The following is a 20,218-nucleotide window of genomic DNA, read 5'->3' as shown; positions in this document are numbered from 1 at the left end:
TGCTTTGTCACAATTTTGCAACATTACCCCAGATATAATGTCACCGTAGAGTAAATCAGCATGAAGGTGAGTGGAATAGAGAAAATGATCAAACGTTGGATGTCGATCTTCATCGTATTTTTATTAATTGCGGGCAATATTCCTCAGTATGCTTTTGCAGATTCTCTTGACGAGTGGAATATCCGTAATCCGTTGCCTACGGGTGAGCGTTTAAATGCAGTTGTCTACGGAAACAACATGTTTGTAGCGGTGGGGGAAGGCGGAGCGATAGTGACCTCCAGTGACGGAGTGAACTGGACGAAACGAAGCAGTGTCATTACAAATTATTTAACTAGCGTCGCCTTTGGAAATGGCACGTTTGTGGCAGTGGGGGCCACTGGAATCATTGTGACCTCCACCGATGGAGTGAACTGGACGGACCGAACGAACAGAGCGACTATTACTTCGAGTGCGCTAAGTGGCGTCACCTTCGGAAACGGAACGTTTGTGGTGATGGGTGCAGGTGGAACGATAGTGACCTCCAGCAATAACGGTGTCAGCTGGACGAACCGAACGAGTAATACTACGAATAATCTTAATAAAGGCATTTATGCAAACGGAACATATGTGTTGGTAGGAACTAGGGGAACGATTTTGACCTCTACCAATGCAACGAGTTGGACGAGCAAAGCAAGTGGCTCTACGGATGCTCTAAATGGTATCACATATGGAAATAGCCTGTATGTGGTAGTAGGTGCTAGTGGGACCATTCTAACCTCTGCTAACTTAACAACCTGGAATAGCCGTGCGAGTGGAACTACGAGCATTCTATATAACGTTGCTTTCGGAAACGGCACATTTATGGCTTTTGATTCTTATACTGGAAATATTTTGGTCTCCAGCAACGGAACAAGCTGGACAAGTCGAACGAGCGGCGTTACAACTGGCCTAATTAGCGCCGCCTACGGAAACGGAACGTTTGTGGTGATAGGTACAGGCGGAGCGATTCTGACTACCGACAACGGAACCAACTGGACGATCCGAACGAACCCTCTTACGAGTGATCTAAAGAGAGTCGCTTACGGAAACAACATATATGTGGCGATAGGGGTCAGGGGATTCATTATGACCTCCAGTAACGGAACGAGCTGGACGAGCCAAACTAACAGCAGCAGAGTGGATCTAAACGATGTCGCCTATGGAAACGGCACATATGTGGCAGTGGGGGACAATGGAGTGATTGTGACTTCCAGTGACGCAGTGAACTGGACAAGTCAAACAGTCGGTGCTATGTATTATCTAAGAGGTGTCACTTACGGAAACGGAATGTTTGTGGCAGTGGGATACAATGGGGTGATTGTGACCTCCAGTGACGGAGTGAACTGGACAAGTCAAACAGTCGGCACTACGTATTCTCTAAATGGCGTCACGTACGGAAATGGCATGTATGTGGCGGTGGGAGATAGTGGAGCGGTTCTGACTTCCAGTGATGGAGAGAACTGGACGATCCAAACGAGTGGCAATACGAGTTATTTATATAATGTTATCTACGGAAATGGCACGTATGTGGCAGTGGGTACAAGTGGAATAAATGGAGCGATTCTGACCTCCAGTGATGGAGCGAACTGGATGCAGCGAACGAGCGGAGCTTCTAATACTCTGTGGGACGTCATTTACGGAAATGGCATGTATGTGGCGGTGGGGAATCAAGGCACGATAGTATCCTCTAGTAATGGAGTGAATTGGACGATCCGAGCGAGCGGCATTCAGAAAAGCCTAATGGGCGTCACGTACGGAAAAGGCACATATATGGCGGCGGGGGTAACTGGAACGATTCTGCAGTCAGGAACCCTGCTTCCGGCAGTCAACAGTGTGACGGTTAGCCCAGCTAGCGCAAGCGTAGTGCAAGGAGGGAGTAAGCAGCTTACGGCTACAGTAGACGCTCTTGCAGGCATCGCGACAACCGTCACGTGGAAGAGCAGTGACGTCAGCAATAAAGTCGTTGTGGACAGTACAGGGAATGTGATTGTTGCTGCGGATGCTGTGCCGGGCGATTATACAATCACGGCAACGTCAACAGTGGACAGCGACAAAAAAGGGGCCGCGACGATTACGGTTACTTTAGCTCCAGTAGTCAATAGTGTGAGTGTCACTCCTGGCAGTGCAAGTGTGGTACAAGGAGGAAGTAAGCAACTCGCAGCCACAGTCGATGCCGTTGGCGGAGCAGCGACCATGGTTGCGTGGAGTAGCAGTGATGCCAGCAACAAAGTGGCCGTGGACAATACGGGTAAAGTAACCGTAGCAGCGAATGCGGCACCGGGTAATTATACGATCACGGCAACGTCGACGGCAGACGCAACGAAGAAAGCCTCTGCGGCGATCACGGTGACGATAGCACCAGCCGTCAATAGCGTAACGGTCAGCCCAAGCACGGCAAGCATCTTGCCAGGCGGAAGCAAGCAACTCACAGCGGCAGTCGATACCGTTGGCGGAGCAGCGACCACGGTTACGTGGAGTAGCAGTGATGCCAGCAACAAAGTGGCAGTGGACAACACAGGGAAAGTAACCGTAGCCGCGAATGCGGCACAGGGTAGCTATATGATCACGGCAACGTCGACGGCAGACGCAACGAAGAAAGCATCTGCAGCGATCACGGTGACGGTGGCATCAGCAGTCAATAGCGTGAATGTCACTCCGGGTAGTGCAAGTGTGGTGCAAGGAGGAAGCCAGCAACTTACGGCAACAGTCGATGCCGTTGGCGGAGCAGCGACCACGGTTACGTGGAGTAGCAGTGATGCCAGCAATAAAGTGGCAGTGGACAATACAGGGAAAGTAACCGTAGCAGCGAATGCAGCACCGGGTAGCTATACAATCACGGCAACGTCGACGGCAGACGCAACGAAGAAAACATCTGCGGCGATCACGGTGACGGTAGCACCAGCTGTCAATAGCGTAGCTGTCAGCCCAAGCACGGCAAGCATCTTGCCAGGCGGAAGCAAGCAACTCACAGCGGCAGTTGATGTCGTTGGCGGAGCAGCGACCACAGTTACGTGGAGTAGCAGTGATTCTAGCAACAAAGTGGCGGTGGACAACACAGGTAAGATCACCGTAGCAGCGAATGCGGCACAAGGTAGTTATACAATTACAGCAACATCGACGGCAGACGCAACGAAGAAAGCCGCCGCGACGATCACGGTGACGAGCGCGCCAGCCATCAATGGGGTAACGGTCAGCCCAAGCACGGCAAGCATCTTGCCAGGCGGAAGCAAGCAACTCACAGCGGCAGTTGATGCCGTTGGCGGAGCAGCAACCACGGTTACGTGGAGTAGCAGTGACGCCAGTAATAAAGTGGCAGTGGACAACACCGGTAAAGTTACTGTAGCAGCGAATGCGGTACCGGGCAGTTATACAATTACAGCTACGTCGACAGCAGACGCAACGAAGAAAGCGTCTGCGACAATCACAGTGACGGTAGCGCCAGCAGTTAATAGCGTAGCGGTCAGCCCAAGCACGGCAAGCATCTTGCCAGGCAATAGCAAGCAGCTCGCAGCGGCAGTTGATGCCGTTGGCGGAGCAGCGACCACGGTTACGTGGAGTAGCAGTGACGCGAGCAACAAAGTGTCGGTGGACAACACAGGAAAAGTAAGCGTAGCAGCGAATGCAGCACCGGGCGTTTATACGGTCACGGCAACTTCGACGGCAGACGCAACGAAGAAAGGTACCGCAACGATTATGGTCACAGTTGCACTTTCTTATTCGATTGATGAAATTACGGATCAATCGTTAGCGGCTCTTACTCAGGGATACCATTCAGGTACCCAAGAAACTAGACCAATCACCATCACGAATACAGGTACAGGCGACCTGGTAAACTTGTCGGTAACGCTTAGCGGCAAGAACGCCAATGATTTTGTAACGACGAATCCATCATCAAACTTAACTAGCGGCACAGCAACAAGCTTTGATATCCATGCCAAGGACAATTTGCCTTCGGGCACCTATACGGCAACGGTTACGATAGCTGCGGATCATATGACGCCTGAGACATTTACCGTCACGCAATCCGTAAACTTGGCGAGAGTTCCTGCTAATCCGCAAAGCCTGGTGGCTGTTGACGGCGATCATCAGGTTACTCTTAATTGGAATACGGTAACGGGAGCCACTTATTACAACATTTATATGGCGACGACTTCAGGTCAATTTACTGAGGTTGAAGCGACAACTGTGACTTCTTCTTCTCATATCGTTAAAAATCTGACAAACGGTACGACCTATTACTTTGTGGTGAAGGCCGGAAATGAGGGCGGTTTGAGCGCAGCATCGAATGAAGTAAGCGTGACTCCGTCAACGATCCCGGGAGAGCCTACCAATGTGACGGTGGTCGCCGGTGATGGAACAGCGATCGTTACGTTTACGGCTCCTATTGAAAACGGAGGTATCCCAATTACGGGATATGAAGTGATTGTTTCACCAGGTAATGTGGTCGTTACCGGAGCGACAAGTCCGATTACTGTAACAGGGTTGACCAATGGAACGAGTTATAGCTTTACGGTAGTAGCGATCAATGCTGCAGGAAAAAGAAGCACAGCATCCGCCGAATCGAATACAATCATACCGAGAGCAGAATCTAGCAACAATGGCAATTCGGGCTCATCCCAGCCTTCCTCACCGACGGTACCTGTCAATACGAATACAAGTGTTGACATCCTTGTTAACGGGAAAGTGGAGAATGCGGGAACGGCTTCAACAAGCAAGCGAAATGACCAGAGCGTTACAACGATTATCGTCGACCAGAAGAAGCTGGAGGATAAACTGGAGACTGAAGGTCAAGGGGCCATTGTTACGATTCCGGTCGGTTCTAATTCTGATGTCGTAATTGGTGAGCTTAATGGTCAGATGATCAAAAGCATGGAAAGCAAGCAAGCTCTTGTAGCGATCAAGACGGATCAAGCGACGTATACGATCCCGGCACAACAAATTCAAATCGATGCTATATCGGAAAAACTGGGCAAGTCGATTGTTTTGCAAGACATTAAGATACAAATCGAAATCGCCAAGCCAACAGCGGATGCAGTGAAGGTTGTAGAGGACGCGGCAGTGAAAGGCACGTTCACGCTTGTAGTTCCACCGCTGGATTTTACGATCAAAGCTGTTTACGAAAATACTAGTGTTGAAGTATCGAAGTTCAATGCTTATGTGGAAAGAACGATCGCCATTCCGGCCGGGGTTGACCCGAACAAGATCACGACAGGCGTTGTTGTTGGTCCGGATGGAAGTGTTCGCCACGTACCGACTAAGATCGTTCAAATCGATGGCAAGTATTACGCTCAGATCAACAGCTTAACTAATAGTACTTACTCTGTCGTCTGGCATCCGGTCGAATTCCTTGATGTCGTGAACCATTGGGCGAAAGATGCGATTAACGACATGGGATCACGGATGGTCATTGATGGTACGGGCAGCGGTCTATTTAGTCCAGATCGAGATATCACCCGAGCCGAGTTCGCAGCTATCCTTGTGCGCGGACTGGGATTGAAGCTGGAAGATAGCTCAACGGTGTTCTCTGATGTGAAGATATCAGATTGGTCTAGCAGCGCGATCAACACGGCATATGCGTATCAGTTGATTAGCGGGTTTGAGGACGGTACATTCCGGCCGAACGACAAAATTACTCGAGAACAGGCCATGACGATTCTCTCCAGAGCAATGACGATTACTGGACTGAAGGCAACGCTGTCCATCCAAGCGGAAGATGCAGCACTTCTTTCATTTGGGGATGCAGCAAACGTATCTGGATGGGCGCAAAGCAGCGTTGCTGACAGTGTACAGGCTGGCCTCATATCTGGACGAAGCGCTACTGAGCTTGCACCGAAGTCATTCATTAGCAGAGCTGAGGTTGCAACCATTATTCAAAGACTTTTACAAAAATCAGGTCTGATCTAAGTAGAGATATCCCGTAGGTATAATTTAACATCCCTTCCCGGCAAGAGTTTCAATGTTGGGAAGGGATGTTTTTTTGTATTTTATTTATCTATAACCCTCAACATTCGCTGGTTTACCAGCATCTATGACCTCGGTTATGTAACGCCAACAATCCGGTTGTGAGCTGTCGAGATCCGTAAACCCATAAACCTGCGCAAGCTCTCCGCTTGAAAGGGATCGTCCATTCCATCTTGCTAATTCAGGATCTTGAGCAAGAGCAGCAACAGCCCGGCCAACAAAACGGGGGGATTCCGAAATGATAAAATGAGGTTCCTTGACTGCAGCATCTTTCCAATTTTCTTCATGTACTCCATAATGTTCGAGCATCATTTCCGAACGAATCCAGCCTGGCGTGAGCGCCACTGCTGTACATCCATAAGGCCCAATTTCTTGAGCAAGAGCCCATGCCATACGAATAACGGAGGTTTTAGCCTGATCATAAAACATAGATACTCTGTAATTTTTATGATTATAATCAGCTGTTCCGTCGGTCATTTCTACAATTAAACCATTCTTATTTTTAAGCAGGAGGGTGAGTGCAAAATGGTTTGTAATGAGATGCGTGTCTATAGCGAGCCGCAACATACGCAGACCATTATCAAGTGAATGTTTCCACACAGGGGCATCCCAGTCAATCATCTTTTCAGCTCCCCATATATCATTCACGAGAATATCAAGCCGGCCTTGCTCTTGCTCAATGCGATCCACTAATTTCTTGACCTGATCAGGATATAAATGATCGACTTGAACCGGGATTCCGTGACCGCCAGCCATGGTAACTAGTTCAGCCGTTTCTTCTATAGTTTCAGGACGATCGTATTCGGAACGATGAGCTATAGTTGATCTTCCTGTCACATAAACCGTCGCGCCTGATGCCCCTAACTCTACAGCGATACCTCGTCCAGCTCCCCGTGTAGCCCCAGCCACTAAAGCAATTTTTCCTTGTAAACAAGTCATTTCGTTCATACCTCCTTTGTTGAATACAACTTAATTATAGATTGTAATCACGACATCTCTTGTCACATATGGATCTTACTTTATTCTTAAGCCATTGAAATTTATATATATCTAAAAGAATAATATAAATTACTTTATGCAATATATAGTTTACATTTTGGAATGTATAACATATAATAAAATCCATAATAAGGAAGGATGGATTTCTTGAAAAATAAAAAAATGAAAATGGCTCGAATTGAAAACGATATGAGTCAAGAGGATTTAGCTGTCATTGTGGGTGTAACACGGCAAACGATTGGCTTGATAGAATCCGGAAATTATAATCCGACATTGAAACTTTGTATTGAAATCTGTAAAGCTCTTAACAAAACACTTAATGACTTATTCTGGGAGGATTAAATGAAAAATACGAAAATCAAAGATGAACGAATTATGCAGTTAAAGAACAAAGTTCAGAGCGAAGCCTATTGGGTAGTAATATTCTTGGCAGCTATTTCTTGCTTTATTAAATCCAATGTGCTGGATTTGGACTTTTCACAGTTCGCAGTTGAACTTGGGATTATTATTTTGTCCACAGCTTATATCGCAATAAGGAGCATGTTAATTGGATATGTTCTTAATTCCAAAGGTGGAAAAGTATTAACAATAACGTCTATTTTAGCGATAAGCCTTGCAATAAGTATTATAAACGGAGTAAGAAACTATTCTCTTTACAGTGATAAGTACTCTGGGATTTTCGATGGGTTATTTATTTCAGTATTAGTAGTAACGTTCATTTCTGCGCTTGTTTTTATTTCAGTTATATTTGCTCTTCTATATTGGTCCAACTTGCTAGGACAAAGAAGAATTGAAAAGAAACTCAATGAAATAGAAGAAGACGATTGAAATCTACAATAGAGATGGAAGGAGGTTAAGAATGAGAAGAAAAATGTTAACTATTGCAGCTATAGCAACCTTGAGTATTTCTCTGCTTGCAGGCTGTGGAAATGGAGCAGCAAAACTGCCAACGGACTTATCTATTTTACAGACAGATATCAGTACTCTTACTGTTTCAGAAAATGTGCAGGTTGTAGGGCTTGGAGAAGCAAGTCATGGCACAAAAGAATATCAACAGATGAAAGCAGAAGTGTTCAAAGCTTTGGTAGAAAAGAATGGGAGTCGAACATTTATTATTGAGGGGGATTTTGGAGGAGCATTAAAGGCAGATGCTTATATTCATGGGGCTGAGGGATCCGCCGAAGATGTTGTTAAGGAAATAGGCTTCAAGATTTATAATACGCAAGAAATGGCTGATTTAGTTGATTGGATGCGTTCCTATAATAAAAACGCCCCCGCGGGAAAAGACTTACACTTTTATGGAATGGACATACAACGTTACGATAATAACAAGGAAAAGCTATTTTCCATTTTAGATCTAGCTGCACCTGAATTGAGTGAAAAATATAAAACTGCTTTTTTACAATTGACTGATGAGGATAGACTGGCTATAAGTGTAGATGTTTTGAAAAAGTCCAAAGAAGATGCTTTAGAGTTGTTGAAAGAAATGGACACTTACGAAAAAGATATTGTTGCCATTGCTGGACAGACTGGTTTTGATTTTGCAAGAGAAAGTGCGAATACAATCTATGCGTATAGTGATTTGCTATTAAGCAGTAATTCTGATTACAATTCTTTGCGGGATAAGTATATGTCAGAGAAAGTAAGTTGGTTTTTACGGCACGGAGACGGTAGTGTACTGTTTATTAATGGTCATAATGGTCATATCGGTAAAAAATCAGTTACTAGCTATACTTCTTTAGGCGAACATTTAAGTAATGATGTAGGAGATAAAATTTGAACAGAATTTTAGAGGGTAAGCAAACCATTACAACCTTAAACGTTGGAATTTCAAGTTGGCAAAAGAGTCTGAAGTATTTTTATACAACAACGATTGTCCCTATTGATACATTTGATGGAATGATTGTTTTCAAAAAGGTTACTCCTTCAACACTTCTTGAATAGAAGGTTGTCGGTGAAAGAACGCGTAGGGAGCCCTACATTTAAAAGCCTCTTCTCACACTCCCGCCCTAAGTCCGAAAACATAAGAAGAGGCTTAAATTTTCCCCGAAAGATTTCATTTTCCAACCTGGATACTATCAGTCCCTACACCTGCTATTCCGAAACTAGAATACGCGGGGTAGTCTTTAGAATCACTCCGGATGCAATCCAGCAGCCGAAGCCTGCCACGGTGATGCTTAGCAGAGCAAGTAGAGAAATCCCTGTCCAGTTCATAAAGAGCGGCAATTTGACGATGCCGTATGCGGATAGAAGTCCGCGCAAGAGATGAGGCAGGAGATAGATACCACATAAAATCCCTATTCCAGCACCTATAACAGATAGCCCCACAATCCCCCAGGTTACAGCTCCGCGTATTGTATTTGAAGTCAGTCCAATGGATTTATAGATACCATAGGGTTTTGTCTCCTTCCGGATATGAATCCGGCAAGTGCTATAGATGATAAGCCAGCTGACCATGAGAAATAGTAATCCCAAAATGCTCATAGGAATGATCAGGACGGCACTGGCCTCCTTGAAGACTGAATCCAGCAGTGTCTGCTGCTTAACGGCCTGAATGCTGGAGCTGTATTTGTCATTTAGCTGCTGCACGATATCATCGGAATCCTGAACGTCCGACAGATTCATATATCCGTCATCCGGATTTAATTTGGTCACGACATCCGCTGTGACTCTGGCTTGAAAGGACATATTGGCAATGGATTGGTAGATGCCGGTCACTGTAAAAGAGTGCCGTTTCCCTTCAATATAAAGCTCGATAATATCTCCAAGCTCTTTGCCAATTTGCCGTGAAATATTAATACCGATCGAGATTTCATTTGGATTCTGCGGATTACGCCCCGTGATATTGGCAAGGCCCAGCTCATCCATACTTCCTTCTATGACGGTAAGCGGGATGCTAACAGTTTGTGACTGGCCACTCGTACTTGTAGAATGCTGCATCCGGTTACCAGGAACGACTCCAATAGCATGGCCTGCCCAGTTCAGGTTCAAGATTCTGGAATCGGCACGGATGTCCTTTTCCAAGGCTGCACGGTCCATCTCCGATGCATTCACAATCCTTATGACAACGTTAGCGGAATCATAGCCCCAAAGCGGAGCTGTTTTCTGCATTTGTGAGATGCTGTTAACCAGGACCAGACCAAAGACAAGTACCGCTGTGGTCACTGTGGTCAGCAGCAGCATCAACAGAGAACCTTTGACATTGCGAGTTACATTTCTCAGCCCAATTACTACAGACACTGGCCAGCGCTCAAAATCACTGCCACGTCGTTTATTTCGGTTCCCTCGTTTGTTGATGCCGCTATAGGCGGCTTCTGACATTCCGTAACGAATGGCTTGCATTGGCTGGATGGGTCTTGTTTTGCTCGCATACAGCCATACACATAGCAGAATTACAAGGAGCATCCCGGCCCCTACGGATACACTCGTCCCTATATTTTGAATGGGGATGGAGGTCTGTGCTGTTTTTAAAAAGGATAAGGATTGTTCAATAATGATGCGGGATAACAGGCGGCTGAATATGACCCCCGGAAGAACGGCGACCAGCGACAGCAGGCTATATTGGAGAATGTAGGTGAAAATAATCTTCCTTGAAGATAGCCCTAGGGATTTGAAAATCCCGATGGTTGTGTAGCTGGACAGAATCGAGTCTGAAATGGTAAAGCCGATCGTAAACAAGGCGACCAGGATCATGACAATACCGAGGAAGCTCATTACAAAGCCGATGATTTTATTCATGATAAAATAGAACGAGGAAAGTTCCTCATAGGTGAGCCGTTCCTCCATAAAAGGGACACCGAAGAAATTCTCAAACCGCTCCCAGTAGGCCTCATGTTGACTATAGTCAGCGAAACGAATACCCATGAAATAGGAATCGGAGCCTGGCAAGCCTGCAAGATAATGACCATAATCCGTGTCGTTCAACCAGATGCGCGCAGTTGTGGAAAAGGGTCCTCCCAGCGGAAGATCGATTACGATCGCTGAAACCGTTAGCGTAAGCTGAGTAGAACCAGCCTTGAACTGAAGCTCGTCTCCTACGGCAATCTCATTCTTATAGGCCAGAGAAGTAGGAATCCACACCGTTCCTGGCGCGGGATGAGGCGTTTCCTTTCCTTGGGCAAAAACCAGCTCATCCGTGCCAAACGGCCGATCCGGGGTATTCATCATATATAAATACTGATTCGGTATTTCTTCTCCCTTGTAAGTCACGCCAGCTAAAGACCGGTAAGGCATCAGCACAGACGCGGTAACGCCTTCTTGGGAAGCCCACCATCCTGCAACCTGCTGTGGATTGTGAAGCCCTTGAGTTAGATTCAGGATTTCATGCGACCCTTGTGTCTCCTGATGCAGGTCTTCATAGAGATCTTCTGAATTGGCAATAACGGTAATGGAAGTGTTCATTAAAAGCGTAGACAACAGAATAAGCAGTGCAATCAGCAGGTTCTGAACCTTACGTTTGCGCAAATTTCCGAGGCAAATGGACGTGATCGCAGCCATCGACGTTACCCCCTCCCAGTGATATAAGAGAAGATAAGGGATTCTCTATCCTGTAGCACGTCCGGTGAATAGGGGTCTAATTCGAGCATGCCGCCCACTTTTCCATCCCGGATAAAGATAATTCGATTCCCCCGGCAGGCGGACTTGATATCATGCGTGACCATTACGATGGACTGGCCTTGGTTATTCATCTGGGTCAGGATATCCAGCACTTTAACCCCTTGTTCATAATTTAAGCTTCCGGTAGGCTCATCCGCAAAAATAATCTCCGGTGCATTAATTAACGCCCGTGCGATCGCGGCTCTTTGCTGCTGTCCTCCCGATACCTCGGCAGGCAACCGATTTCTTTGGGCATCAATATTCATGGACGCCATCAGGGATAAGGCCTTTTGCTTCACCTCCCGCTTGGAGGTTCGTGCAACATAGCCGGGCAAGGCGATATTCTCAAACAGGGTGAGGTCTGGCACAAGATTGCTGCTCTGATACACGTAGCCGATTTTTTGCGTACGGAAGGCAGCGAGCTCTTTCTCGGAAAAGCGATCAATACGCTGTTGCCGGAAATAGACCTCGCCTGCAGTTAGGGAATCCAGGCCGCTAAGCATATAGAGCAGTGTAGATTTTCCCGAACCGGAGTCACCCATAATTACTGTGAAATCACCCTGGAAGATATCCAGATCGATATTACGGATGGCGTGGAATTGTTCGCTGCCTGTGGAATAGGTTTTGCACAGGTTTTTCGCTTGGATGATAGCAGTATTCAGCACAATTAGATTCCTCCTGTAAGCTTCTTTCATTCATTGTAGAAGGGGAATCCTGCAATAATCTTATCAGAATATTAATAAAGTATTACAGCAAGACAGGATTACGCCAATTAGCATAAGGGCAGGGTGAAATAAAATGCGCTTCCCTGATTTTTGACACTTTTAAAAGAGATCGTTCCCTGATGCGCTTCAATAATATGCTTGCAAATGGACAGGCCCAGGCCAGAGCCATCCTTTAATCTATTTTCGTAAGATGGAGGGGCTTGACCCTGAAAATATCGTTCAAAGATAAAAGGCATATCCTGTGGATGAATCCCTTCACCTGTATCCGATACGGTCACTTTCAACTGATCTTGCTGCTGTACAATCTCTATTGATATTGAGTCGCCCGCCGAAGTGTGCTTAAGCGCATTCGCAATCAGGTTGGAGAGAAGCTGTTCCAGTCGCACCGGGTCTATCCGGATCAACACATTGGGAATCTCCGCAGGTTCAATAAAGTTAACGCCTGTGGTGCGGATATACGGACCCATGGGCCTTAGGATACTCTCGAATATCTCCTTGCTATAACACTCTGTAAGGGTAACGGAGATTTGTCCTAAATCTCTTAGGGCATGCACAAGCAGGTCTTCAACCAGCACAGCCATTTTATTCGTTTGCGATTGCATGATCTCCATGTATTCCATGATGGCAGGCAGATCGGGGCAAATTCCCTCCTGTATGGCGTCGATATAAGCTTTCACAGTGGTCAATGGCGTCTTCAGATCATGTGAAATATTCGAAATCAGTTCTTTTTGAGCCTTGTTCTGTGCATCTCGCTGCTGGCTGAGCTCCATAATCTCTTGTCTCATCTGGTCGAATACGGCATAGACTTCACCGATTTCATCTTGTTCCACATACTCCGCCTTCTGTTCATAGTTCCCCCTGAGAATCGCCTCGGAATGATCCTTCAAGCGGCTGATCGGTCGCAGTAGGCCAAGGTTTATTCTTCTTTTTAGCTGTAACAGGAGAAGCAGCAGAACGAGGAGAGCGGTAAACATCAGCACCAGGATGACGATGGGAACAGAAGAGGGTTGTTCGTAGCCGAGGGTCTCTTCAGGTAAGGTGAAAATGGCATTGCCCGCCTGTCTTTTCGATACAGGATCAACCACAGGGAAGGCGAGTGTAAAAATGCCCGGGCTTGTTTTGGAGGCATGCAGATCATAGTGCACACTGTTCTTGAGATCAAGCTTGTCTATAAGCGGCTGAAACTGATGGGAGGAATCAAAGAGGACTGTTCCGTCCAGTCCAGCGTACACCAGGTTCAGTTTTTTCTGCTGGCTCCAAGTCAGTAATTGATCTTGCAAGTCTTGCCGGCTAGGCAACACTGAATGCTGCTGCTCCAATAAAAACATGATCTCGCTTACCTCTACCCGTGCTTGATTCACGGTATAGCGGGCGAGATCATTATGTTCTTGGGCCCCTAACTTGTAATAGATGAAGGTGCCACAACCCACAAAAACTAAAATACAGGTTATCACCGAGATGAGCCATGTTTTGAACCAGTTGCTCCAATACATCTCCTCTTACCCCATTCTCTCATTTCATCAGATTAAATTTATAGCCGACGCCCCACACGGTTTTGAGATAGACTGGATTGGAAGGGTCTGCCTCAATCTTCTCTCTTAGTCGGCGAATGTACACGGTAATGGTGCTCTCATCGCCATAGGAGGTATACCCCCAGACCTGATCCAGCAGCTGACTTTTGGAGAATACTTGATTTTTATGCTCGGCCAGAAAATATAACAGCTCGAATTCTTTGGCCGACAAAGAGAGTTCCTGTTCGCCGAGAGTGGCTTTATATGCTTTTTTATCCATAGTGAGAGAATCCAGAGTAAGCACCTCATCCTGCCGGGGTTGGATCTCTATGCCATCCATTCTGCGCAGATGCGCCTGAATTCTTGCTACCAACTCGCTTAAGGAGAAGGGTTTGGTCATATAATCATCTGCGCCAAATCCCAGTCCCAGCACTTTGTCTGTATCACTGCCGCGGGCGCTCAAGATGAGAATTGGACTGCGGGTGATGTCCCGGATCTGCTGACACAGCTCGATTCCGTTAACATCGGGCAGCATAATATCCAGGATGATAAAATCAGGGTTTAACGATTCAACAAGCTGCAAACCCGTCGTGCCAGTGTCGGCAATATGTACTTCATAGCGCTGCAATTGAATATAATCCTTCAGAATACGGGAGATATCCTGTTCATCTTCAATAATGAGTATCGTTTTAGTCTGATTCATCGATGTGCTCCTAATGGTAGATTATTCTTTGATTTTACCATAGGAGGGGTTTTCAGGTAATGGGGGATGGGTAATGGTCTCTACAGTAGAAGAAGGGATTTTGAATATTTAACTATAAAGAGATAGAATATGCAGATGGGACAGCATGGGTTGAATGGAGTATGAAAAGAAATCTGGAGACAACAGCGGCCAGAAGTCCAAACATCCCACCATAGTAACGACCGAGTCTTACGTTCGGATCTTAAGTTCGTCTAGTAGACCTTGTCCACACCCTATACTTCGAATAATTGTAGGAGGTTTCCAGTGTCCCCAAGAAATGTAGAGAAAGATCAACAATTAAGAGAAGTGAGACGGGAGCATATTCTGGATTGCTCTCTTCAGGTGATTGCCAGACGGGGGATTGATTCCGCCAGTGTGAAGGATATCGCCAAGGAAGCCGGACTTAGTGTCGGCAACGTCTACAATTATTTTGCGTCGAAGGAAGATATATTCAGTGCGGTGCTGCAGCGGGGGCAGATCGATTATGGCCGTCAAATCTCTAATCAAGCTGCGCTAATTATGGATGCCCGGGAAAAGCTTCATCTCATCTGTGAGAGCTGGATCGCCACACCTGAGAATTGGGCGTTTACGATCATGCTGCAAAGCATCCGGACGAACGAAACGGTGAACCCGCAGCTACGGGAAGCGGCTACACGCAGATTCACCAAAAATCTGGAACCTATGGCTGAGATTATGCGGCAGGGACAGCACGCAGGTGTCATTATTGAGGGTGATCCGAAGGAGCTTGCCTTCTATTTTGTCAGCTTGATTCAAGGCTTGACACTGCAATTGGCGCCCGGCTATGAAATTCCGGTGAAGATTCAAGCTGCAAATATCGTAACCTTATTTAGTGTGCCTAAGAAATGACAAAAAATAGTTTGACAAGTGATTTAAGTCATTGCTAATATAACAGGTAACAAAACGAATACATATTCAGTTTGTGAATGTGGAAATGAATAGTGTCCAATCGACCAGACAACCGGAGATTGACGGGGCAATACTGCTTGCAGCAATGCAGCAGAATGTACCGTGGCATCTCTTTTTTTATGTCTAATACCTAGTAATCATGTGAGAAAAGTTTATTTAAATCAATCGATGGGGGAATGGGAGATGAAATTATTCAAAGTATGGGCTTTGATTCTATTGATAGCGGTGCTTACAGTGGGTTGCGCCAACACAGAAAAAAGCGGAAGTGAAACCAAAGAAACCAAAGAAACCAAAGAAACCAATAACTATGAGGGATTGACCGTGAAGCTGGGTGTTCAGGGCAGCGGAGGGCTGTGGGGTAAAGCGCGGGAGGAGAAATGGTTTGAGGATGAGTTCGGAAAGCTTGGCGTGAAGGTCGAATGGGCAGAGTTCCAGAGCGGACCTCCGATGACCGAAGCCATTGCTTCCAATCATCTTGATTTTGCCGGTCTTGGTAACATGCCGATCATTGCCGCCCAGGCAGCGGATATTCCGTTCAAGGTCATTTCGCAATTACTCGAAGGAAAGAACAATGTGGCGATCATCACGCCAACCAGCAGCGCACTTAAAACGATTGAAGATTTGAAAGGTAAGAAAATAGCTGTAGCCAAAGGGAGCAATGCCTACAACTTCCTCTATCGCGGTTTGGCCGAAGCCGGAATTAAAGACTCCGATGTTGAAATTATTCAGCTTCAGCCGGATGAAGCGCAGCCCGCATTTGAGTCAGGCGGCGTAGACGCATGGGCTACCTGGGACCCGTATATTACGCTTAATACGTTGACGGGCAAAGCTAAAGTGTTGACGGACGGCGAGCAGTTGGGTGTATTGTCCCCGTCTTTCCAGATCGTGCGTAAAGAGTTTGCTGAGAAATATCCGGAGCTCGTCACACTTTACCTGAAGGTATTCGAGAAAACCCGGCTATGGGAAGAGCAGAACCTGGACGAAGCGTTGAACCGTTATGCAACAGAACGTAAAGTTCCGGTTGAGGTGATCAAAGGAACACAGGTACGGTCCAAAATAATCAATATCCCTGTAAGTGACGAGATCATAGCCGAGCAGCAGAAAACGGCAGACTTCCAATATGAAATCGGAAATATCCGCAAAAAGATTAACGTATCCGAGGTATTCGACAATCAGTACGTGAAAGAAGCTTTGAAATAAAGGGCGTAAAGATGAAGTGAACGACAGATAACAACTAAAAAAGTTATATGAGACGAACAAAAGAGAATAACAAAAAGCGAGAAGGAACGAAGGGGGAAGTTTGGAACTGTAGGAGCGGTAGCGACCGCCTGAAAGCTTTCCGCAGGAAAGCTCGCACCCGTAAGCATAGGCTGTCTCCGGATTTCAACCGCAAACAGCGGTACCATTGAAAGAAATCTGGAGACAACAGCGGCCGGAAGTCCAAACATTCCACCGTAGTGACGATCGAGCCTTACGTTAGGCTCTTAAGTTCGTCTTATATAGATAAATGAAATGAATGTAACGAGGTGGTAGTGATGGAGAATGCGGCAGCAACGCCGCTCGTACAGGAGAAAACGGGAACATCGGAAAGACCGAAGCGGCGGCGATCCATACAGATTACTAATGTAGCGCTGGGGATCTTGCTGCCTGTAGCAACGGTTGTATTCTGGGAAATTGCTGCTGGAATGGGGAAGCTAAATCCGATTTTGTTGCCTGCTCCCAGTAAAATAGTGGAGGAATTCGTCAGTCTGACGTCTTCTGGAGAGTTGATACGTCATCTCGGGATTTCAGCATGGCGAGCACTGCTTGGCTTCTTGCTTGGCGGGGGATTGGGGCTGGCGGCCGGCATTTGGGTAGGCTTTTCCTACAAAACAGAGCGGCTGCTCGATCCACTGCTGCAAATGCTGCGTACGCTGCCTCATCTCGCAATTGCGCCGTTGTTCATTCTATGGTTCGGATTTGGTGAGACGTCGAAAGTGCTGCTGATCGCCAAAGGGACGTTTTTTCCGCTCTACGTCAATACATTCCTTGGCATCCGCTCGGTAGACGGCAAGCTGTTCGAAGTTGGTCGAGTGCTACAATTCAGCAAATGGCACATGATTACGAAGCTGGTCGTGCCCGCCGCTATGCCGAACATTTTGCTGGGAGTAAGGTTGTCAGTCGGAGTTGCCTGGCTGGTACTAGTGGTTGCAGAGATGATGGGTTCTAGCTCTGGCGTTGGATTTCTGATCAATGATGCTAGATCATTCTCGCTGACCTCTGTCGTGTTCGTCGGAATTATTGTATTTGCGGTTGTAGGCAAGCTAACGGATTCATTGGTGAAATTGCTGGAGCGGCGGTTACTGCGCTGGCAGGACAGCTACAAGGGAGACGGAAAGCTATGAGTGGGCAAGTATTGGATGAGAAAAGATCGCGCCCAGAGGAGGAAGGTTGGCTCCGAGCGATTCCGAGGCCGCTTCACGGCTGGCTTGTGCCGGTAGCGATCGCAATCGTCTGGGAGGCTGTCGGACAGTTCGGTCTTGTACCTGCATCTATGCTGCCTACACCGAGTGCCATTGTGAAACAGTTTGTGGAGCTGATCGCCAGCGGCGAGCTCTATAAGCATATGAGCATTAGTCTTTATCGGGCAATGGTTGGCTTTTTGCTGGGTGCTGGGACGGGATTGCTGTTTGGTCTATTGACTGGTCTGAATAAAATCGCCGAAAAGACGCTCGATCCGTCCCTACAGATGATGTGGACCATTCCGCTGCTGTCGCTGATTCCGCTGTTTATATTGTGGTTTGGCATTGGTGAATTTTCCAAAGTATTAATTATCTCACTGGGCGCCTTTTTTCCTGTGTACGTCAATACGTTTCTAGGCATCCGCAATGTGGATCTGAAGCTATTTGAAGTCGCCCGTATCCTTCAGTATTCGCGGTTGCAGTTGATTACAAAGCTGATTATTCCGTCTGCACTGCCGAATATCTTACTCGGTATCAGGCTGTCACTTGGCATTGCCTGGCTGGTGCTTGTCGTCGCGGAGATGATGGGTACAAGCGCGGGCATCGGCTATATGATTCAGGACGCAAGAGCGTACATGAGAACAGATGTCGTCTTTGTTGGCATCATCATTTTTGCCATAATCGGTAAGATATCTGATTCAGGTGTCCGGCTGCTGGAGAAGCGCTGGCTTCGCTGGCGTGACACGTTCAAAGGGTGACTAACACCAAGGCAGGAGGGAGTTATGATGGGAACAAGAGACGAGCAGCTTCATTTGGGGGCCTTCATCTATTATAGCGGCCATCATCATTATGGCTGGCGGCATCCGGAATCCGGAGCGGAAGGGCTGTTTGATTTCAAATTTTATAAAAGATTGGCGCAAACCGCCGAACGAGGCAAGTTCGATATGATGTTTCTGGCCGATCTGCTGTATGTTCGCGGTGTCGAGGATGCAGCTTCCGGCATGCTGGAGCCGGTTCAGCTGCTCGCAGCCTTATCGACGGTGACGGAGAAGCTTGGGTTGACGGCGACTGTATCAACAACCTACAACGAGCCTTATAACGTTGCGCGGAAATTTGCGTCGCTCGATCATCTAAGCGAAGGGCGTGCGGGTTGGAACATTGTAACGTCGCAGCTGGATGTTGAAGCTTACAACTACGGCAGGGACAAACACCCGGAGCATGGTCTTCGCTACGAGATGGCACGAGAATTCGTCGAGGTCGTCACCCGGCTCTGGGATACTTGGGAGGATGATGCGCTTGTCATTGACCGCAAGGCAGGGGTTTTCGCTGACGGAGCAAAGGTACAGGAAGTTGAATACAAGGGACAGTGGTATTCGACCAAAGGGGCACTCAATGTACCTCGCCCACCGCAAGGTTATCCTGTATTAATCCAGGCGGGTTCTTCCGTTCCGGGGCAGGATTTTGCGGCTGCGTTCGGAGAAGTGATCTTTACCGCGCAACAATCGCTGGAAGCGGCGCAGGCATTCTATGCCAGTGTCAAAGGGAAGCTTGTGGCCAATGGCAGGCAGCCGGATAGCATCAAGATCATGCCAGGGCTGTCACCAATCATCGGGGCAACGCAGGCGGAAGCGCAGCAGAAATACAAGGAGTTACAGGATTTGATTCCGTCTAGTGTAATTGTCGGTGCCCTGTCCACCATGCTTAACTTTGACCTCTCCGGCTACCCAATAGATGGGGAGCTACCGGACATTCCCGATCCTGTCGAAGCGACCAATGGCATGAAAAGCCGCGTACAGCTCATCATGGACATGGCGCGCAAGGAGCGCCTTTCGATTCAGGATTTAGGCGGGCGTCTGATTGGTGCCCGGGGGCATATGCAATTTGTGGGCACCTATGGTGAGTTGGCTGATTTTTTGCAGCATTGGTTTCAGGAGTATGCTTGCGATGGCTTCAACATTATGCCGCCGGTGCTGCCAGGCAATCTTGATGAATTCGTCGACCATGTTGTGCCGATTCTCCAGCAGCGGGGGTTGTTCCGGAAGGAATATACTGGAAGCACACTGCGCGAGCATCTCGGGCTGGAGCGGCCGGGTCTCCGCCATTTCCAAGCGGGCCATGAACGAGCGGATGCATCCGCTTCACCGGCTGCGACTTGAGAAACGGATTGGCTTTGATGAGGTCGCGGCTATCCAGTCGTCGACGATAGTCATGCCGTCAACTGACAATCCGCTCTAAAGGTTCTCTCTTCATGGAGAGGATCTTTTTTTGTATAAGCTAATCCAGCAACCGGTATAGTCA

15 protein-coding genes are annotated in these 20,218 nt (G+C 47.3%); 10 read left to right on the top strand and 5 right to left on the bottom strand.

Features of this window, described 5'->3' with window-relative positions:
• The first annotated feature begins 84 nt into the window (after nucleotides 1–84).
• Nucleotides 85–5,922, top strand: coding sequence for an Ig-like domain-containing protein (locus ACFRAM_RS05265; RefSeq protein WP_379464871.1), 5,838 nt, complete (start codon nucleotides 85–87; stop codon nucleotides 5,920–5,922).
• Between the two features lie 84 nt (nucleotides 5,923–6,006).
• On the opposite strand, the gene ACFRAM_RS05260 is transcribed toward ACFRAM_RS05265, so the two are convergent.
• Nucleotides 6,007–6,918, bottom strand: a complete 912-nt coding sequence (locus ACFRAM_RS05260; RefSeq protein ID WP_379465520.1) for an SDR family oxidoreductase — start codon at nucleotides 6,916–6,918, stop codon at nucleotides 6,007–6,009.
• Between the two features lie 207 nt (nucleotides 6,919–7,125).
• Here ACFRAM_RS05260 and ACFRAM_RS05255 point away from each other — a divergent pair, with 207 nt between their 5' ends.
• Genes ACFRAM_RS05255 through ACFRAM_RS05240 form a run of 4 tightly spaced genes read left to right on the top strand, consistent with a single transcriptional unit; the run spans nucleotide 7,126 to nucleotide 8,922 of the window.
• Nucleotides 7,126–7,320: a helix-turn-helix transcriptional regulator gene (locus ACFRAM_RS05255; protein WP_175371218.1), complete on the top strand. Its 195-nt coding sequence runs from the start codon at nucleotides 7,126–7,128 to the stop codon at nucleotides 7,318–7,320.
• A complete protein-coding gene (locus tag ACFRAM_RS05250; RefSeq protein WP_379464870.1) occupies nucleotides 7,321–7,806 on the top strand; it encodes a DUF6773 family protein in 486 nt (161 codons plus the stop codon). It abuts the gene before it with no gap.
• Nucleotides 7,807–7,837: 31 nt separating this feature from the next.
• Nucleotides 7,838–8,758: an erythromycin esterase family protein gene (locus ACFRAM_RS05245; RefSeq protein ID WP_379464869.1), complete on the top strand. Its 921-nt coding sequence runs from the start codon at nucleotides 7,838–7,840 to the stop codon at nucleotides 8,756–8,758.
• Nucleotides 8,755–8,922, top strand: coding sequence for a hypothetical protein (locus tag ACFRAM_RS05240; RefSeq protein WP_379464868.1), 168 nt, complete (start codon nucleotides 8,755–8,757; stop codon nucleotides 8,920–8,922). The genes ACFRAM_RS05245 and ACFRAM_RS05240 overlap by 4 nt, the downstream gene beginning before the upstream one ends.
• A 150-nt stretch (nucleotides 8,923–9,072) precedes the next feature.
• Here the strand turns inward: ACFRAM_RS05240 and ACFRAM_RS05235 are convergent, their stop codons facing one another.
• From ACFRAM_RS05235 to ACFRAM_RS05220, 4 genes are all read right to left on the bottom strand, one after another.
• Nucleotides 9,073–11,475, bottom strand: coding sequence for an ABC transporter permease (locus ACFRAM_RS05235; protein WP_379464867.1), 2,403 nt, complete (start codon nucleotides 11,473–11,475; stop codon nucleotides 9,073–9,075).
• Nucleotides 11,476–11,480: 5 nt separating this feature from the next.
• On the bottom strand, nucleotides 11,481–12,269 hold the full coding sequence (locus ACFRAM_RS05230) for an ABC transporter ATP-binding protein (RefSeq protein WP_379464866.1): 789 nt from the start codon (nucleotides 12,267–12,269) through the stop codon (nucleotides 11,481–11,483).
• A gap of 77 nt (nucleotides 12,270–12,346) precedes the next feature.
• A complete protein-coding gene (locus tag ACFRAM_RS05225; protein WP_379464865.1) occupies nucleotides 12,347–13,792 on the bottom strand; it encodes a sensor histidine kinase in 1,446 nt (481 codons plus the stop codon).
• A gap of 19 nt (nucleotides 13,793–13,811) precedes the next feature.
• Nucleotides 13,812–14,513: a response regulator transcription factor gene (locus ACFRAM_RS05220; protein WP_379464864.1), complete on the bottom strand. Its 702-nt coding sequence runs from the start codon at nucleotides 14,511–14,513 to the stop codon at nucleotides 13,812–13,814.
• Nucleotides 14,514–14,816: 303 nt separating this feature from the next.
• On the opposite strand from ACFRAM_RS05220, the gene ACFRAM_RS05215 reads away from it, so the two are divergent.
• From ACFRAM_RS05215 to ACFRAM_RS05195, 5 genes are all read left to right on the top strand, one after another.
• Nucleotides 14,817–15,419, top strand: a complete 603-nt coding sequence (locus ACFRAM_RS05215) for a TetR/AcrR family transcriptional regulator (protein ID WP_379464863.1) — start codon at nucleotides 14,817–14,819, stop codon at nucleotides 15,417–15,419.
• Nucleotides 15,420–15,662: 243 nt separating this feature from the next.
• Entirely contained in the window at nucleotides 15,663–16,679 is a 1,017-nt protein-coding gene (locus ACFRAM_RS05210; RefSeq protein ID WP_379464862.1) for an aliphatic sulfonate ABC transporter substrate-binding protein, read from the top strand.
• A 335-nt stretch (nucleotides 16,680–17,014) separates the two neighbouring features.
• Nucleotides 17,015–17,863, top strand: coding sequence for an ABC transporter permease (locus tag ACFRAM_RS05205; protein ID WP_379464861.1), 849 nt, complete (start codon nucleotides 17,015–17,017; stop codon nucleotides 17,861–17,863).
• Nucleotides 17,860–18,678, top strand: a complete 819-nt coding sequence (locus tag ACFRAM_RS05200) for an ABC transporter permease (RefSeq protein ID WP_483875006.1) — start codon at nucleotides 17,860–17,862, stop codon at nucleotides 18,676–18,678. The genes ACFRAM_RS05205 and ACFRAM_RS05200 overlap by 4 nt, the downstream gene beginning before the upstream one ends.
• A 27-nt stretch (nucleotides 18,679–18,705) precedes the next feature.
• Entirely contained in the window at nucleotides 18,706–20,076 is a 1,371-nt protein-coding gene (locus tag ACFRAM_RS05195) for an LLM class flavin-dependent oxidoreductase (RefSeq protein WP_379465518.1), read from the top strand.
• Nucleotides 20,077–20,218: the final 142 nt, after the last annotated feature.

This window comes from Paenibacillus sp. NPDC056722 (assembly GCF_042790635.1).
Taxonomy (GTDB): domain Bacteria; phylum Bacillota; class Bacilli; order Paenibacillales; family Paenibacillaceae; genus Paenibacillus_AQ; species Paenibacillus_AQ agri.
The sequence above is the reverse complement of the archived record's forward strand: the minus strand, read 5'-3'. Positions and strand labels throughout refer to the sequence as shown.

What these genes read in the sequence shown, in the direction of transcription:
- ACFRAM_RS05250 (WP_379464870.1), top strand. Translation starts at nt 7,321, where the DNA reads ATGAAAAATACGAAAATCAAAGATGAACGAATTATGCAGTTAAAGAAC.
- ACFRAM_RS05235 (WP_379464867.1), bottom strand. Translation starts at nt 11,475, where the DNA reads ATGGCTGCGATCACGTCCATTTGCCTCGGAAATTTGCGCAAACGTAAG.
- ACFRAM_RS05195 (WP_379465518.1), top strand. Translation starts at nt 18,706, where the DNA reads ATGGGAACAAGAGACGAGCAGCTTCATTTGGGGGCCTTCATCTATTAT.
- ACFRAM_RS05210 (WP_379464862.1), top strand. Translation starts at nt 15,663, where the DNA reads ATGAAATTATTCAAAGTATGGGCTTTGATTCTATTGATAGCGGTGCTT.
- ACFRAM_RS05230 (WP_379464866.1), bottom strand. Translation starts at nt 12,269, where the DNA reads ATGAAAGAAGCTTACAGGAGGAATCTAATTGTGCTGAATACTGCTATC.
- ACFRAM_RS05245 (WP_379464869.1), top strand. Translation starts at nt 7,838, where the DNA reads ATGAGAAGAAAAATGTTAACTATTGCAGCTATAGCAACCTTGAGTATT.
- ACFRAM_RS05220 (WP_379464864.1), bottom strand. Translation starts at nt 14,513, where the DNA reads ATGAATCAGACTAAAACGATACTCATTATTGAAGATGAACAGGATATC.
- ACFRAM_RS05205 (WP_379464861.1), top strand. Translation starts at nt 17,015, where the DNA reads ATGGAGAATGCGGCAGCAACGCCGCTCGTACAGGAGAAAACGGGAACA.
- ACFRAM_RS05260 (WP_379465520.1), bottom strand. Translation starts at nt 6,918, where the DNA reads ATGACTTGTTTACAAGGAAAAATTGCTTTAGTGGCTGGGGCTACACGG.
- ACFRAM_RS05225 (WP_379464865.1), bottom strand. Translation starts at nt 13,792, where the DNA reads ATGTATTGGAGCAACTGGTTCAAAACATGGCTCATCTCGGTGATAACC.
- ACFRAM_RS05200 (WP_483875006.1), top strand. Translation starts at nt 17,860, where the DNA reads ATGAGTGGGCAAGTATTGGATGAGAAAAGATCGCGCCCAGAGGAGGAA.
- ACFRAM_RS05265 (WP_379464871.1), top strand. Translation starts at nt 85, where the DNA reads ATGATCAAACGTTGGATGTCGATCTTCATCGTATTTTTATTAATTGCG.